General features: G+C 73.5%; 14 protein-coding genes. 5 read left to right on the top strand and 9 right to left on the bottom strand.

The window, feature by feature from the left end:
* Positions 1–132 precede the first annotated feature (132 nt).
* Positions 133–3,855, top strand: a complete 3,723-nt coding sequence (locus tag AB7F12_RS27190) for a multifunctional oxoglutarate decarboxylase/oxoglutarate dehydrogenase thiamine pyrophosphate-binding subunit/dihydrolipoyllysine-residue succinyltransferase subunit (RefSeq protein ID WP_428502059.1) — start codon at positions 133–135, stop codon at positions 3,853–3,855.
* Between the two features lie 47 nt (positions 3,856–3,902).
* Positions 3,903–4,073, top strand: coding sequence for a DUF6104 family protein (locus tag AB7F12_RS27185; protein ID WP_428502053.1), 171 nt, complete (start codon positions 3,903–3,905; stop codon positions 4,071–4,073).
* A gap of 74 nt (positions 4,074–4,147) precedes the next feature.
* Here the strand turns inward: AB7F12_RS27185 and AB7F12_RS27180 are convergent, their stop codons facing one another.
* The 7 genes from AB7F12_RS27180 to AB7F12_RS27150 form a co-directional block, all read right to left on the bottom strand.
* Entirely contained in the window at positions 4,148–4,537 is a 390-nt protein-coding gene (locus tag AB7F12_RS27180) for a hypothetical protein (protein ID WP_428502052.1), read from the bottom strand.
* Positions 4,534–7,248 carry an FtsK/SpoIIIE domain-containing protein gene (locus tag AB7F12_RS27175; RefSeq protein WP_428516998.1) on the bottom strand — a complete coding sequence of 905 codons (2,715 nt, stop codon included), beginning with the start codon at positions 7,246–7,248 and terminating at the stop codon, positions 4,534–4,536. The genes AB7F12_RS27180 and AB7F12_RS27175 overlap by 4 nt, the downstream gene beginning before the upstream one ends.
* 65 nt (positions 7,249–7,313) lie before the next feature.
* On the bottom strand, positions 7,314–7,562 hold the full coding sequence (locus AB7F12_RS27170) for a hypothetical protein (protein WP_428501018.1): 249 nt from the start codon (positions 7,560–7,562) through the stop codon (positions 7,314–7,316).
* Between the two features lie 31 nt (positions 7,563–7,593).
* Entirely contained in the window at positions 7,594–7,854 is a 261-nt protein-coding gene (locus tag AB7F12_RS27165; protein ID WP_428517000.1) for a hypothetical protein, read from the bottom strand.
* 141 nt (positions 7,855–7,995) lie between these two features.
* Complete coding sequence (locus AB7F12_RS27160; RefSeq protein ID WP_428501016.1) at positions 7,996–8,640, bottom strand: DUF5134 domain-containing protein; 645 nt, start codon at positions 8,638–8,640, stop codon at positions 7,996–7,998.
* Between the two features lie 120 nt (positions 8,641–8,760).
* Positions 8,761–10,344 carry a multicopper oxidase family protein gene (locus AB7F12_RS27155; protein ID WP_428501015.1) on the bottom strand — a complete coding sequence of 528 codons (1,584 nt, stop codon included), beginning with the start codon at positions 10,342–10,344 and terminating at the stop codon, positions 8,761–8,763.
* Complete coding sequence (locus tag AB7F12_RS27150) at positions 10,341–10,778, bottom strand: hypothetical protein (RefSeq protein WP_428501014.1); 438 nt, start codon at positions 10,776–10,778, stop codon at positions 10,341–10,343. The genes AB7F12_RS27155 and AB7F12_RS27150 overlap by 4 nt, the downstream gene beginning before the upstream one ends.
* Positions 10,779–10,878: 100 nt before the next feature.
* Here AB7F12_RS27150 and AB7F12_RS27145 point away from each other — a divergent pair, with 100 nt between their 5' ends.
* Together AB7F12_RS27145 and AB7F12_RS27140 are read left to right on the top strand one after the other, a co-directional pair.
* Entirely contained in the window at positions 10,879–11,217 is a 339-nt protein-coding gene (locus AB7F12_RS27145; RefSeq protein WP_428501013.1) for a PadR family transcriptional regulator, read from the top strand.
* The gene (locus tag AB7F12_RS27140; protein WP_428518025.1) at positions 11,199–11,894 is read left to right on the top strand and encodes a hypothetical protein; all 696 of its coding nucleotides are present in this window, start codon (positions 11,199–11,201) and stop codon (positions 11,892–11,894) included. The genes AB7F12_RS27145 and AB7F12_RS27140 overlap by 19 nt, the downstream gene beginning before the upstream one ends.
* A 34-nt stretch (positions 11,895–11,928) precedes the next feature.
* Here the strand turns inward: AB7F12_RS27140 and AB7F12_RS27135 are convergent, their stop codons facing one another.
* On the bottom strand, positions 11,929–13,122 hold the full coding sequence (locus AB7F12_RS27135) for an LLM class flavin-dependent oxidoreductase (RefSeq protein WP_428501011.1): 1,194 nt from the start codon (positions 13,120–13,122) through the stop codon (positions 11,929–11,931).
* Between the two features lie 27 nt (positions 13,123–13,149).
* Complete coding sequence (locus AB7F12_RS27130; RefSeq protein ID WP_428501010.1) at positions 13,150–14,220, bottom strand: helix-turn-helix domain-containing protein; 1,071 nt, start codon at positions 14,218–14,220, stop codon at positions 13,150–13,152.
* A gap of 165 nt (positions 14,221–14,385) precedes the next feature.
* Between AB7F12_RS27130 and AB7F12_RS27125 the strand changes: the two genes are divergently transcribed.
* A complete protein-coding gene (locus AB7F12_RS27125) occupies positions 14,386–15,309 on the top strand; it encodes an SDR family oxidoreductase (RefSeq protein WP_428501009.1) in 924 nt (307 codons plus the stop codon).
* The last annotated feature ends 2 nt before the right edge of the window (positions 15,310–15,311 follow it).

Genomic DNA, 15,311 nt, shown 5'->3' with positions numbered 1-15,311 from the left:
GGGAGGACTACCGTGGTAGCCGTCCCGGCGGAGTGACGACGATCGAGCGAACCGAGGCGATTCAGCGTGTCCACCAGCAGTACCTCCGATCAGGCGAGCCAGTTCGGCCCGAACGAATGGCTCGTCGAGGAGATGTACCAGCGATTCCTCGACGATCCGGGCGCCGTCGACGCCGCCTGGCACGAGTTCTTCGCCGACTACCGGCCGCCGGAGGGTGACGCCCCCGCAGGCAACGGATCCACCACCACGACCACCACCGCCGACGGCTCGCCGGCCGGCTCGACGCGTTCCGCCGCCGCCTCCGGGACGGCCGCGACGGAGCAGCGCCCGGCCGCCGAACCTGCCGCCCGTGCGTCGACCCCCACGAACAACCACAGCGCCGCCCCGGCTGCCGCGCCCGCGACGAAGCCCGCCGCCCCCGCGAAGCCTGCCGCCGCGCCCGCGAAGCCCGCTGCCGGCACCACGTCGCGCGCCGCCGCGAAGCCGGCTCCCGCGGCCCCGGCCGGCGCACTCACCCCGCTGCGGGGTGCGGCGAACGCCGTGGTCAAGAACATGAACGCGTCGCTGACCGTGCCCACGGCGACGAGCGTCCGGGCGGTCCCGGCCAAGCTGCTGGCCGACAACCGCATCGTCATCAACAACCAGCTCAAGCGCACCCGCGGCGGCAAGCTGTCGTTCACCCACCTCATCGGCTACGCGCTGGTCAAGGCCCTGGCCGACTTCCCGGTGATGAACCGGTACTACACCGAGGCCGACGGCAGGCCCGCCGTGGCGCAGCCCGAGCACGTCAACCTCGGTCTCGCGATCGACCTGCAGGGCAAGAACGGTCAGCGCTCGCTCGTCGTCGCGTCGATCAAGGGCTGCGAGTCGATGACCTTCGCGCAGTTCTGGTCCGCCTACGAGGCGATGATCCACAAGGCCCGCAACGGGTCGCTCACCGCGGAGGACTTCGCGGGCACGACGATCAGCCTCACCAACCCCGGCACGCTCGGCACGAACCACTCGGTGCCGCGGCTGATGCAGGGCCAGGGCGCGATCATCGGCGTCGGCGCGATGGAGTACCCCGCCGAGTTCCAGGGCGCCAGCGAGGAGCGGCTCGCCGAGATCGGCGTCAGCAAGATCATCACGCTGACCTCGACGTACGACCACCGCATCATCCAGGGCGCCGAGTCGGGCGACTTCCTGCGCCGCGTGCACCACCTGCTCCTCGGTGGCGACGGCTTCTACGACGACATCTTCCGCTCGCTGCGGGTTCCCTACGAGCCGGTCCGCTGGGTGCAGGACATCCCCGAGGGCGCCGTCGACAAGACCGCCCGGGTGCTCGAGCTGATCGAGTCCTACCGCACGCGCGGCCACCTCATGGCCGACACCGACCCGCTCAACTACCGCCAGCGCCGCCACCCCGACCTCGACGTGCTCTCCCACGGGCTCACGTTGTGGGACCTCGACCGGGAGTTCGCCGTCGGCGGGTTCTCCGGTCAGTCACGGATGAAGCTGCGCGACGTCCTCGGTGTGCTGCGCGACGCCTACTGCCGCACCATCGGCACCGAGTACATGCACATCGCCGATCCGGAGCAGCGGGCCTGGCTGCAGGAGCGCATCGAGGTCCCGCACCAGAAGCCCCCGGTCGTCGAGCAGAAGTACATCCTGTCCAAGCTCAACGCCGCCGAGGCGTTCGAGACCTTCCTGCAGACGAAGTACGTCGGCCAGAAGCGGTTCTCGCTGGAAGGCGGCGAGACCGTCATCCCGCTGCTCGACGCGGTGCTCGACAAGGCCGCCGAGCAGGAGCTCGACGAGGTCGTCATCGGCATGCCGCACCGCGGCCGGCTCAACGTGCTCGCCAACATCGTCGGTAAGCCCATCAGCCAGATCTTCCGCGAGTTCGAGGGCAACCTCGACCCCGGCCAGGCCCACGGCTCCGGCGACGTCAAGTACCACCTCGGCGCCGAGGGCAAGTACTTCCGGATGTTCGGCGACGGCGAGACCGTGGTGTCGCTGGCGTCCAACCCGTCGCACCTCGAGGCTGTCGACCCGGTCCTCGAAGGCATCGTGCGGGCCAAGCAGGACCTGCTCGACCACGGCGACGGCGCGTTCACCGTGCTGCCGTTGCTGATGCACGGCGACGCCGCGTTCGCCGGGCAGGGCGTGGTCGCCGAGACGCTGAACCTGGCGCTGCTGCGCGGCTACCGCACCGGCGGCACCGTCCACGTCGTCGTCAACAACCAGGTCGGGTTCACCACCGCCCCCGAGGCGTCGCGTTCGTCGCAGTACTCGACCGACGTCGCGAAGATGATCGGCGCGCCGGTCTTCCACGTCAACGGCGACGACCCCGAGGCCTGCGTCTGGGTCGCCAAGCTCGCCGTGGAGTACCGCGAGCGCTGGCACAACGACGTCGTGATCGACATGATCTGCTACCGCCGCCGCGGCCACAACGAGGGCGACGACCCCTCGATGACCCAGCCGGCGATGTACGACGTCATCGACGCCAAGCGCAGCGTCCGCAAGATCTACACCGAGTCCCTGATCGGTCGCGGCGACATCACCGTGGGCGAGGCCGAGGCCGCGCTCAAGGACTTCTCCAACCAGCTCGAGCACGTCTTCAACGAGGTCCGCGAGCTGGAGCGCACCCCGCCCACCGCGTCACCGTCGGTCGAGGACGAGCAGCACGTCCCCAGCGACCTCGACACGTCCGTGCCGCTGGAGGTCGTCCACCGCATCGGCGACGCGCACGTCCAGCTGCCCGAGGGCTTCACCGTCCACCAGCGCGTCAAGCCGGTGCTGGCCAAGCGGGAGAAGATGTCGCGCGAGGGTGGCGTCGACTGGGCCTTCGGCGAGCTCCTCGCCATGGGCTCGCTCGCCCTCGACGGCAAGCTCGTCCGGCTGTCGGGTCAGGACTCGCGACGCGGCACGTTCGTGCAGCGCCACTCCGTGCTGATCGACCGCAAGACCGGCGAGGAGTACTTCCCGCTGCGCAACCTCGCCGAGGACCAGGGCCGCTTCCTGCCCTACGACTCGGCCCTCTCGGAGTACGCGGCGGTCGGCTTCGAGTACGGCTACTCCGTCGCCAACCCCGACGCCCTCGTGCTGTGGGAGGCGCAGTTCGGCGACTTCGTCAACGGCGCGCAGTCGATCATCGACGAGTTCATCTCCTCCGGCGAGGCCAAGTGGGGGCAGATGTCCGACGTCGTGCTGCTGCTGCCGCACGGCCTCGAGGGCCAGGGCCCCGACCACAGCTCCGGCCGCATCGAGCGGTTCCTGCAGCTGTGCGCCGAGGGCTCCATGACCGTCGCCATGCCGTCGGAGCCGGCGAACTACTTCCACCTGCTGCGCCGCCACACCCTCGACGGTGTCCGCCGCCCGCTGGTGGTGTTCACCCCGAAGTGGATGCTGCGCGCCAAGCAGGTCGTCAGCCCGCTGACCGACTTCACCGGCGGCCGCTTCCGCACCGTCATCGACGACCCCCGCTTCCGCGGGGGCGACGGACCGGCGGCGAGCGTCCGCAAGCTGCGGCTGTGCTCCGGCAAGATCTACTGGGAGCTCGCCGCCGCACTGGAGAAGCAGGGCAACCCCGACGACATCGCGCTCGTCCGCGTCGAGCAGCTCTACCCGGTGCCGCACCGCCAGCTCGAGGCGATCCTGGACCGCTACCCCAACGCCGCCGACATCCGGTGGGTGCAGGAGGAGCCGGCCAACCAGGGCGCCTGGCCGTTCTACGGGCTCGCCCTGCCGGAGAAGATCGAGCGCATGGCCGGGCTCAAGCGGGTCTCGCGGCGGCGGATGGCCGCGCCGGCCGCCGGGTCGTCGAAGGTCCACGAGTTCGAGCAGGCCGCGTTGATCGAGGAAGCCCTGGCCTGACCCGACCTCTTTCGGTGAGGTGCACGCCTGCTTCCTAGGATGCAGGCGTGTACTTCACCGACCGGGGTATCGAGGAGCTCGTCGACAGGCGTGGCGAGGAGCAGGTCAGCGTCGAGTGGCTGGCCGACCGGCTGCGCGCCTTCGTCGACCTCAACCCCACCTTCGAGGACGCGGTCGAGCGCCTCGCCAGCTTCCTCGCCCGCGACGACCAGGACTGACCGTCGCGCCGGTCCGGCCCCGAGCGTCACCGACGGCCGCCGGCTGACCGACGGCGGCGGGGTCAGCAGCGGGGTCAGCGGCGCAGACTCAGGCCCCGGCGGCGGACAGCGTCGGCGAGCTCGGCGAAGCGGGCGGCGACCTCGGCGTCGAGGGCGTCGAGGTCCAGGGCCTTGCGCAGGCCCGTGGCGGGCCCGGCGGGCTCCGGCCAGGGCATGGGGCGCAACGTCATCCACGACTCCGACCACAGCATCTCCAGCGCCGCCTCCCACAGCAGCTCCACGCCCGCGCGGGAGAGCGCGACGCGGTCACCGACGCGCGCCATCGCGGCGTCGAGGGTCGACAGGAGATGGGTGAGCTCGGCGGCACGGGCCAGGTCGCGGTCGCGCAGGGCGTCGACGGCGTCGGTGACCGCGGCGGTGATGGCCTTGTACTCGCGGATCGGGTCGGTAGCGGGCTCGGTCACGGTGTCCCCCGGTCCAGCTCGGGCACGATGACGACCTGCGGGCGTGCGTGCTGGGTGCGGTCGAAGAACAGGCCGCGCCCGGGCCGGGGCGCCCACGCGACGGCACCGGTGCCGAGCGCGCCGAGCTCGGCGCCCTGGACGTCGAGGGCGACCCAGGCGCCGACGTCGTCGGGTGCGGCGCCGAGGGTGAGCAGGGTCTTGAGCCGGGCGACGCTGCGCCACCAGCCGAGGACGTGGACGCCGGTCTCGGGGCCGAAGTGCAGGACGCGGCGCAGGGCCTCGGTGCCGGGGCGGTCGAGGACGTGGTCGGCGGCGTCGGCGGCGAAGAGCACGAGGTAGAGGGGGCTGCGGGGCCCGCCGGCGAGCCGGGCGGTGACCTCGGCGGCGAGCTCCTCGACGCGGGCGCGGACGTCGCGGATCCCGATCGTGTCGACCTCCCCGGGCAGGTGGGCGGCGACGGCGGCCGCCACGTCGGTCGCGTCGGCGACGAGCGGCGCGAGGATGACGGCGTCGCCGTCGGCGACGACGGACATCGTGGCCGCGCCGAGGACGGCGAGGGCGTCGCCCGCGCTCGCGCCGAGGACCGCGAGGTTGCGCCCGGGGGCGTCGGGCAGCGCGACGGTGGCCGGGCTGCCCTCGACGTCGATGACCTGGCCGAGCACCGCGCGCGGACCGGCGCCGGGGGTGGACCGGCGCGCGAGGTCGCAGTACCGCGGCGCGCGGGAGCCGTCGAACAGGGTGGGTGGGGCGAGTCCGGGCGGGCGGGCGTCGAACGCGCTGCGCTGTACGACGTCGACGGTGCCGGGGGCGGTGGCGTCGGGGATGCGGACGGTCTCGTTGCCGTGCCGGATGCCGGACTCGTGGTTGAGGACGGCGTGCCAGCGCGGGAGGTCGAGGGCGGCGTCGTTGAGGTCGGCGAGGACGCGTCGGGCGCGGGGCAGGGCGATGCGCAGGACGAACTGCTCGAAGATCGCGGGCCGCCCCCAGAAGGCTTCGATGCCGGAGACGTCCTGGCTGGCCAGGACGAGGTGGATGCCCTGGGAGCGGCCGCGGCGGGCGACGTCCTCGAGCAGCGTGGTGGCGGCGCGGGTGACGTCGTCGCGTTCGGCGAACAGGTACTGGAACTCGTCGACGACGGCGACGATGCGGGGCCACCGCCCGCCGGGGTCGTGGCGGCGCAGCTCTTCGAGCTTGGTGACCTCGTGGTGCTTGGCGGCCTCGGCGCGGCGGCGCATCTCGTCGGACAGGAAGCGCAGCAGGGCGAGGCCGAACTCGCGGTCGGTGTTGACGTTGACACCGATGAGCCGGGCGTGGGGCAGCCACGTCGGGTCGCGCTGCCCGGGTGCGAACTGCGCGAAGGAGACGCCCTCCTTGAAGTCGAGGAGGTAGAACTCCAGCTCGTCGGGGCCGTACTTGGCGGCCATGGAGCCGATCATGGCGAGCAGCAGGTTGGTCTTGCCGGTGCCGCTGGGCCCGCCGACGAGCGCGTGCGGGGACGCGTCGGCGAGGACGAGGTCCTTGGCGACGCCGTCGGCGAACCCGATGGGGGCGTGCACGCCGGCGTGGGTGGTGTGCGGGCGGGACTCGGGGGCGTGCCGGGGCAGGAGGTCGGCGAAGGTGCCGACGCGGCTGCGCCACTCCTCGTGTTCACGGCTGATCTCGTGGCAGGCGGCGACGACGCGGTCGCGTTCGAGCTGGGCGTCGAGGGCGACGTCGACGTGCGGGCCGGTCATGGAGCAGCGCACCCGTTCGGGCGCCACGTCGACGGTCTCGACGGCGGCGCTGAGGGTGACGGGCACGTCGAGCAGGACGAGGGAGATGCCGCAGGCCAGGCCGCCGCGGGCGACGCGCTGGAGCTGGCGGTGGTCGTCCTCGGACAGCGCCGACCGGTTGCCCACGAGGACGGCGACGACCCACGGTTCGGTGCGGGGGTCGCCGGTCTCGCGGGCGAGGGCGCGCAGCGACGGTTGGCCGTCGACGAGGACCCGGGTGTGGACGCGGCGAATGCGGTCGGAGAGCTCCTCGAGCAGGGCCGGCAGCCGGGTGGGGTCGTGGACGGTGAGCAGTCCGCTGCCCGTCAGGGGGTAGAGCCCGGGCAGCGAGCCGGTGAACTGTCCGACGTCCCAGACGTGCACGGTGACCAGGCCGGGCCGGAAGTGGGAGAGCACGCGCACGAGCAGGCCCTCGACGAGGGCCTCGGCGGCGCCGCGGGTGGCGTGGTCGGACGAGATCTGCAGGTGGGAGTCGTCGAGCAGGGGGACGCCGACGGGGAACCCGGGCCCGCCCGCCACCGACGCCGAGCCGATGCGCCACAGCCGGGGCACGGCGCCGGCGGCGTCGTCCTTGCCGGGTTCGCCGAGCCAGCGACGCGGGTCGTCGCCGGCGACGCCGGGCGCGGCGGAGGCGAAGACCGCGCGCAGGTCGGCGGGGCCGTCGGCCTGCCAGCCGTCGAAGGCGGCGGCCCGGTCGGCCTCGACGCGTTCGACGACGGAGGCGAATGCGGGCGAGCCGAGCGCGGCGGCGAGGCCGGGGTCGGCGCGGGCGGCGTCGATGCCCTCGTCACGCAGCCAGAGCTCGAGCATCGTGCGGGCGTGGGCGTGGACGGCCTCCTCGCGGGCGCCGCCGGCGGCACGCAGCGTCGCCTCCACGGCGTCGACGAACGCGTCGAAGGCGTCGCTGATGCGGTCGCGGCGACCGCGGCGCGCCCTCACCGCCGCCGCCGGGGGTGCGCGGTCGCCGCCGCCGCCGCGGGGGGTTCGTGGCCGGCCGTCATCGGCTACAGCCGCGCGTCGAGGTCGCCGACGGCCTGCAGCGCGCCTGCGACGTGGTCGTGGCAGCGGTCGAGCTCGTCGACGGCCCGGCTGAGGACGACGGGCACCAACGACTCCGGGTGCTGACGGCTCAGGTCGGTGAGGATGCGGACGGACTCGGCGACTCCGTCGCGGGCGCGGCGGACCAGTTCCGCGGCCGTGCGCGTCTGGTCGGCCACGTCGGCGACGACGGCCTTCACCTCGGCGAGCGACACGTCGCGCTCCCGTCCTCGGCGGTCCCGGCCCTCACAGCCGGGCCGCGACGCCCTCGGACTCCTGGATCGCCGAGGCGACGGCCTGCTGCACCTCGCCGATGCTGCGGGCGGCCTCGGCGTAGGCGGCGTTGGCGGAGTCGACGTCGGACTGGCTGCTCCCTGCCGTGACCTGCTGCAGCGCGGACTGTGCCTGCTCGATGCACGACTGCGCCTGCTGCAGCGCCCCGAGGCTCTCGGAGGCCTTGTCGTTGGCCAGTGCGATCCCGGCCCGGACCTCTTCGATGCTCGCCATGGCGGGGCGCCTCACTTCCGCTCGTTCCACCGCGCGGTCGGGGTCCGCCGGTGCAGGCGTGAAATCTAGCGGCCCGCCGCGGTCGTACCCGTCCGGGTCATCCCCTTGCGATGCTACGTCTGCGGGTGCCGGCGGGCAGGTTCAGAGCATCCCGAGACACATCACGGTCATGGCCCCGGCCATCGCGATGTGGGCTCCGGTCGCGGTGCGCGCCGACCGCAGCCGCGCCATCCTCGCGGCGGCGGGAGCGGCGGTGAGCTCGCGGGTGGAGACGCCGGCCCGCAACGGGCTCCCGGTGCGGGCGGCGAGGTCGGTGCCGGCGTCGGGTCCGCAGGCGCAGTCGGCCTCGCCGCGGGCCGCGGCGAGGAGCCGGTCACCGCAGCGCAGCGCGTGCCAGGCGAAGAACCCGGCGAGCGCCAGCGCGGCGACCGGGAGCAGCCCGATGCCGCCGCGCCCGCCGTGGCCGCCGGCCGCCTCGTGGCCGCCCATGGTCAGCATGAACAGCATCGCCACGGCGCAGACGACGTGGTAGCCGGCGTCGCGGGTGCCGAGTCCGGCGCGGACGGCGAGCGCGGCGAACCACAGCCCCGTGGCGGCGAACACGACGAGCCAGACGGCGTCGGGTACCGGGTCGCCCAGCGGCGAGTACATGGCCGCCATGCCGAACCCCATCGCGGCGTGGGACGCCTCGCCGACGCGGTCGCCACGCATCAGCAGCAGTCGCGCCAGGTGCAGGACGCCCAGCCCGAGGCAGCCCATGGCCAGGAGGACGTGGACCCACTCCATCCGCGGGACCCCCTCACCCGTCCAAGCCTGTGTCGCCCAGAACGGTAAGGGACCGTCACCCTGCGAATCCATACGTCCAGGGGGTAGTGACATCCCGGCCCGGACGTGCAGGGACCGGGCTCAGATCGTGCGGATCGTCGCCATCATCGCCATGTCCTCGTGTTCGAGGTTGTGGCAGTGGAAGACGTAGCGGCCCGCGTACTGCGTGAACCGGACGGCGACGTCGACGATCTCGGCGGGCAGCACGTCGACGGTGTCCTTCCAGCCGGCGTCGCTCGGCCTCGGTTCGCGGCCCCCGCGGGCGAGCACCTGGAAGTGGTCGAGGTGCACGTGCACCGGATGGTGGACGTCGGTGCGGAAGCGCCACGTCTCGACCTGCCCGAGCGGGACGTCGGCGATGGACGTCTGCGGGTCGAAGGCGAGGTCGTTGATCGTCCACCCGCGATGGCTCGGGGCGACGTCGCCGCGGCGGAACACGAATTCGCGCAGCACCGGGCCCGGGACGAGGGGCGCGACGTCGTCGGCGAGCCGGTCGGGGACGCGGCTGTCGTCGGTGGCGGCGCGCACCACGCGGAACCGCATGACGTCGGCCGTGGACCCGGTGCCGAGCGTGTTCACGAGCGTGACCTCGGTGCCGACGGGGACGGCGGCGAAGTCGACGACGACGTCGAACCGTTCGCCGGGCGCCGTCTCGACGGTCGCCAGCTGCTGCGGTGCGCCGAGCAGGCCGCCGTCGGACCCGATCTGGGTGAACGGCAGGTCCGGGCCGCCGGGGACGCGCAGGGCGAGGACGAAGCGGCGGGCGTTGGCGGCGTTGACGATCCGCAGCCGGTACCGGGCGGCGTCGACGTCGTGGACGGGCCAGGGCGCGCCGTTGACGAGGACGACGTCGCCGAGCACGCCGGGCATCCAGTGGTCCTCGACGCCGGGCACGGTGCGCAGGGTGCGGTCGAGGGAGGGGTAGGCGAACGACCCGTCGGCGGCGAAGGCCCGGTCGCAGATCATCAGCGGCAGCTCGCGGTCGCCCGCGGGGAGGCCGAGCGCGTCCTCGGCGTCGTCGCGGACGATGTGCAGCCCCACCAGGCCCCGGTACATCGACGGGCCGGTGAAGTCCATGCGGTGGTCGTGGTACCAGAGGGTGGCCGCGCGCTGCGTCATCGGGTAGCGGTGCTCGCGCATGCCCGCGGCGAGGTCGCCGACCATGGCGACGCCGTTGTGCGCGTGGGCCCAGTCGGAGGTGTCGCCGACGGGGAGCACCAGGTCCAGGGGCCAGCCGTCGGAGTCGGCCGGGGTGTGGCCGCCGTGCAGGTGCGCGACGGTCGGGACGGGTAGCCGGTTGGTGTGGCGCACCACGACCGGTCGGCCCGACCGGGTCTCGAACGTCGGTCCGGGGAAGGTCCCGTCGTAGCCCCAGATCGTGGTGCGCAGGCCGGGGAGGATCTCGACGTCGGTGGCGCGCTGGGTGATCTCGTAGAGGTCGGCGCCGTCGACGGTGCCGGTCGGCGCCGCGACGGCGGGGATCGGCAGCGGGACGCGGTAGGGCGCGGGCAGGGGAACGGCGCTGGTCAGGGTCTCGCCCGTCTGGCCTGCGGGGGTGTCGAGGCCGAGTGCGCCGCAGCCGGCGAGCCCGGCGACGGCGGCGGCGCCGCCGAGGACGCCGAGGAAGCCCCGGCGCGACAGGCGCGGGGACGGTACCGGCCTCATGACCGGCCTCGGCGCGGCGCCGCCGCCGACGGGGTCCACGCCCAGATCGCGAGCAGGACCGACGCCACGACGATCGCCACCCCGAGGGGGATGTGAAGCTGCAGCTCGTGGGCGTACCCGAGGCCGATCTGGGCGCCCTCGGCCAGCAGGAGCACGACGCCGACGGGCAGCACCCACAGGCGGCCGCGCCCGGCGATGACGTAGGCGACGGCCGCTCCGAGGGCGACCAGGGTCAGCAAGCCCATGACCGTGCCGATGACGCCGTGGATCTCGATGGCGGCGACGTCGCCGGAGAGGAACAACCCGGCGAGGACCGGCTGGCAGAGGACCGCGACCAGGTGCACGGCGAGGATCCCGCGCAGGAGCCAGAGGCTGACGCGGGGCCGCCGGGCCGGGGTGGCGACGTCGGGTGGTGCGGGTGCGCTGGTGTCCACGACCAGGAACGCTATAGGTTGGCAGCCTACTCATGCATCAGGGATCCCCCTGATACCGATACCCGCCTCCGCGAGGCGAGGCTGCGTAGACTCGCTACCCGTGAGACCCGACAGCGTGCGCGGCCACCTCGACGGCCTGATCCTCGCGGTACTCGAGTCCGGCCCGCTGCACGGCTACGCGATCATCGAGGCGCTGCAGGCCCGCAGTGGGGGCGCACTCGACCTGCCCACCGGAACCGTGTACCCCGCGCTGCGCCGCCTCGAGCGCGCCGGGCACCTGGCCGGGACGTGGAGCACGGTCGGCGGCCGCGAGCGTCGCACCTACCGGCTCACCCGCGCCGGCATGCACGCGCTCGCCGCGCAGCGCGGCGAGTGGGAGGAGTTCCGCGACGTCGTGAGCCGGGTCCTGGGAGGTGGGTCGTGGCCGGCGACGGGCTGACCGCGACCGCCGGGCCGGGCACCGACCCGATCGAGGCGCACATCCGGGAGCTCCGCGCCGTGCTGCACGGTCCCGGCCGGGCGTGCGCGAGCCTGCTCGCCGAGGCCCGTGACGGTCTGGAGGACGCGGCCGAGGCATTGTGCGACAGCGGGAGCGCGCCTGCGCAGGCGCGCCGCCAGGCGGTCGCGGACGTCGGACCGGGCCGCGAGGTCGCCGACGGCGACCAGGACGAGCTGTCGGCCGCCCACTGCCGGCGGACCGCCACGCTGATGGGCGTCGCGTTCCCCCCGCGGCTCCTGTCGGGGAACCTGCTGTGGTCGGTCGTGCCCGGCACCGTGGCGCCGTCGACGCCGATGTTCTCGTTCCTGTCGCGGCTGGAGGACATCACGAGCCTCGTGGCCGGCGTCCTCGCCCTCGGCGCCCTCGTCGCACTGCGCCACGGCCCCCCGCGGCGCGTCCTGATGCTGGTCACGACGCTCGGGGTGCTCACCCCGACCCTGTGCGTCGGCGCCGCGCTCGGCATGGCCGTGCTCGGTCCGCACGGCGGGGGCGCCCACGTCGCCGGGTACGTCGCGACCGCTTCGGTCCTGGCGCTGCTGGTCCGCTCGGTCACCAGGGCGCACCGGATGCTGGTCCATACCCGGGGGACCTCCCGCAACCCCTGTGCGTGGCGGTAGCCGCCTGGCGGCCACCGCCACGCACGGGCGCTGATCACGCCTGACCGGCGGCCTCCTTCTCGGCCGCGTACTTCTCCGACCACGCCTGGATCGCCGCACCGTTCTTCTCGTCCAGCTCGCCGTGGCGGCTACGGGCCCAGTCCTGTGCGGCGAGCAGCCGCCGCTGCGACGGCTGGAACGCCGGGATGACGTGGCGGGCGAACAGCTCGTAGTGGCGCTGCGTCGCCTCCCAGTTGGCCCAGTCGTGCTGCATCATCATGTAGCAGCCGAACCCGCCGTCGGACTGGTCCATCAGCCGCTGGATCTGGGTGACCGCCTCGTCCGGGGTGCCGATGACGCCCAGGCCGGTCTCGTTGATCCAGGCCACCCGCTCCTCGAACGTCTCCCCCACCGCGCGGAACGTCGGCAGGGCCAGCGTCTTCTGTGTGTACTCGCAGAACAGGTCGAAGCCGTAGCGGACGTCCTCGATCGCCTGCTGCTTGGTCTCCGCGATGTGCATCGGGCCGACGAGGCGCCACCGCGACCGGTCGGTCGGCTGTCCCGCCTTCGCGGCCTCCGCCTCGACGACGTCCCAGTGGTGGGCGAGCACGTCGAAGCCCTCACGGGTCGTGGCCCCCAGCGACAGCAGGCCGAGCCCGTGCTTGCCCGCGAGGATCGGGCCCGCCGGGGACACCGTCGCGGCGACGGCGATCTCGAAGCACGGGTCGGAGAACGGCGCGAGCTGGGTGCGGGCGTCGACGACGGAGTACCGGTCGGTCCGGTGCGTGACCCGCTCCTCGGTCAGCAGCAGCCGCAGCAGGACGTCGAGGTCCTCGCCCAGCGCCGGGCGCAGCTGGGAGGGTTCCAGCCCGATCATCTCGGAGTCGGTCGGCAGCGACCCGGGCCCGACCCCGAGCATCAGCCGGCCCCGGAGCAGGTGGTCGACCAGGATCGCGCGGTCGGCGATCCACAGCGGATGGTGGTAGGGCAGCGACACGACGCCGGTGCCGAGCTTGATGTGGCGGGTCACCGCACCGACGTGGGCGATGAACGTCAGCGGGTCGGCGATGATCTCCGTCCCCGCGCTGTGGTGTTCGCCGATCCACGCCTCGTCGTAGCCGAGGCGGTCCAGCAGCTGGATCGTCTCGATGTTGCGCTGCAACGACGTCGTCGGGTTCTGGGTGGACGGGCTGTTGAACGGGGGCATGAAGATCCCGAACCGCAGCTTGTTGACGGGGTTCACGGGCATGGCTCTCCTCGGGGACGGCGGTCTGCCTCAGACGGGGCGGTGCGCGCCGCGGGTCGGCGCGGCGGTCAGGCGGTAGCGGCGGAGCTTGGCGTACAGGGTTCCGCGGGAGATACCGAGCCGGGCGGCCGCGGCGGCCTTGTTGCCTCCGCACTCCGCGAGCACCCCGGCGACGACCTCGGCCTCCGCGTGTTCGAGCGGCCCGAGGCCGGCGAGCGGGTCGTGCCCGCCCACCGGCGCGACGGCCATCGGGTCGGGCCGAAGCGTCAGGACGACGCCGTCGGCGGTCGTGCCCGGGGTGAGCGGCCAGATCTGGGCGCGCAGCCCGTCGGCGACATCGATGTCCTCCCCCGGGCCCGCCTCGGTGACCAGCGCCCACAGCTCGGCGTGGTCGAGGCCGACACCACCGGTGCTGTCGGCGGCGAGCAGGGTCGACGCGTCGAGGGCGACGACGGGTGCGGTCGTGCGCGAGCGCGCGGTGCGGAAGGCGTCGAGCAACCGGCGTTCCGGCACGGTCGCGTCGGCCCGCAGCGCCTCGACGACACCCTGCACCATCGCGGACGCGGCCAGGGTCAGGAACCCGCTCGCGTCCCGCGCGTGGCAGGTGATGTTGACGGCGCCGCACACCTTGCGTGTCACCGGGTGCACGACCGGCGCGGCGACGCACGCCCAGCGGTGGAACGCCTCGACGTAGTGGTCGGCGCCGAGCACCACCGCGGCGGCGCCGCTCTCCAGCGCGGTGCCGATCCCGTTCGTGCCGATGGCCTCCTCGGCGAACATGCCCCCGCGGACGACGCCGACGTCGTCGAGCTCGCCGGCGATGGCGGCGTCGGACACCCAGCGCCAGACGACGGTGCCGCGCGGGTCGGCGAGGGCCAGGCAGCTCGACGTGCCGACGAGCTGGTCGGCGAGCGCGTGCATCACCGGGGACGCGACCCGCACGAACGGGGTGTCGGCGTCGACGGTGACCTGCGGGATGTCGGTGTCCACGGGGTCGACGCCGCTCCACCGCGATCGCCGCCACGACGCCAGCAGCCCGGAGCCGACACCGCCCGGTTCCGCACCGGACACGAACGTCTCCCACTCCCGTCGCCTGTCCATCGCACCCCCACCGGCCGTCCCGGGCCCGGTCGTCGCTGACCGGTGGAGCCCCGCACCGCCCACGACCCCAGTATGCGAAGTCACACGGCAGCGTGACCTGTTCAATTCCTGGACGGCCCACGATCCCTGACAGGAGGTGTCAGGGGACGGCGCCACGATGAGCTCATGACGACACCAGAACGCCCCCTGACCGGCCGTGTCGCCCTCGTCGCCGGTGCCACCCGAGGAGCCGGCCGCGGCATCGCCGTCGAGCTCGGCGCCGCCGGCGCGACCGTCTACGTCACCGGGCGCAGCCGCCGCGGCGCCCCCTCGGAGTACGGCCGCGCCGAGACCGTCGAGGACACCGCCGACCTCGTCACCGCCGCCGGCGGCACCGGCATCGCCGTCCCGACCGACCACCTCGTCCCCGACCAGGTCCGTGCGCTCGTCGAGCGCATCGACGCCGAGCGGGGCCGCCTCGACATCCTGGTCAACGACATCTTCGGCGGCGACCCGCTCACCGAGTGGGACACCCCCGTCTGGGAGCACTCGCTCGACAACGGCCTGCACCTGCTGCACCTGGCGATCGACACCCACATCGTCACCGCGCACTTCGCGCTCGCGCTGATGATCCGCAACCCGGGCGGGCTCGTCGTCGAGGTGACCGACGGCACCGCCGAGTACAACGACGACAACTACCGGCTCAACCTCTACTACGACCTGGCCAAGGTCGCGCCGATCCGGCTGTCCCGCAGCTGGGCCCACGAGCTGCGCGACCACGGCGCCACGTCCGTCGCGATCACGCCGGGCTGGCTGCGCTCCGAAGGCATGCTCGACCACTACGGCGTCACCGAGGACACCTGGCGCGACGCGTGCGGGGCCGAACCGCACTTCGCGATCTCGGAGACGCCACGGTTCGTCGGGCGGGCCGTCGCCGCGCTCGCCGCCGACGACGACCGGCACCGCTGGAACGGGCGGTCGCTGTCGTCGGGCGGGCTCGCCAAGGAGTACGGGTTCACCGACCTCGACGGATCGGCCCCCGACGCGTGGCGCTACGTCGTCGAGGTGCAGGACGCCGGCCGGCCTGCCGACGTCACCGGCTACCGCTGACG

The organism is Pseudonocardia sp. (assembly GCF_050250275.1).
GTDB lineage: Bacteria > Actinomycetota > Actinomycetes > Mycobacteriales > Pseudonocardiaceae > Pseudonocardia.
The sequence above is the reverse complement of the archived record's forward strand: the minus strand, read 5'-3'. Positions and strand labels throughout refer to the sequence as shown.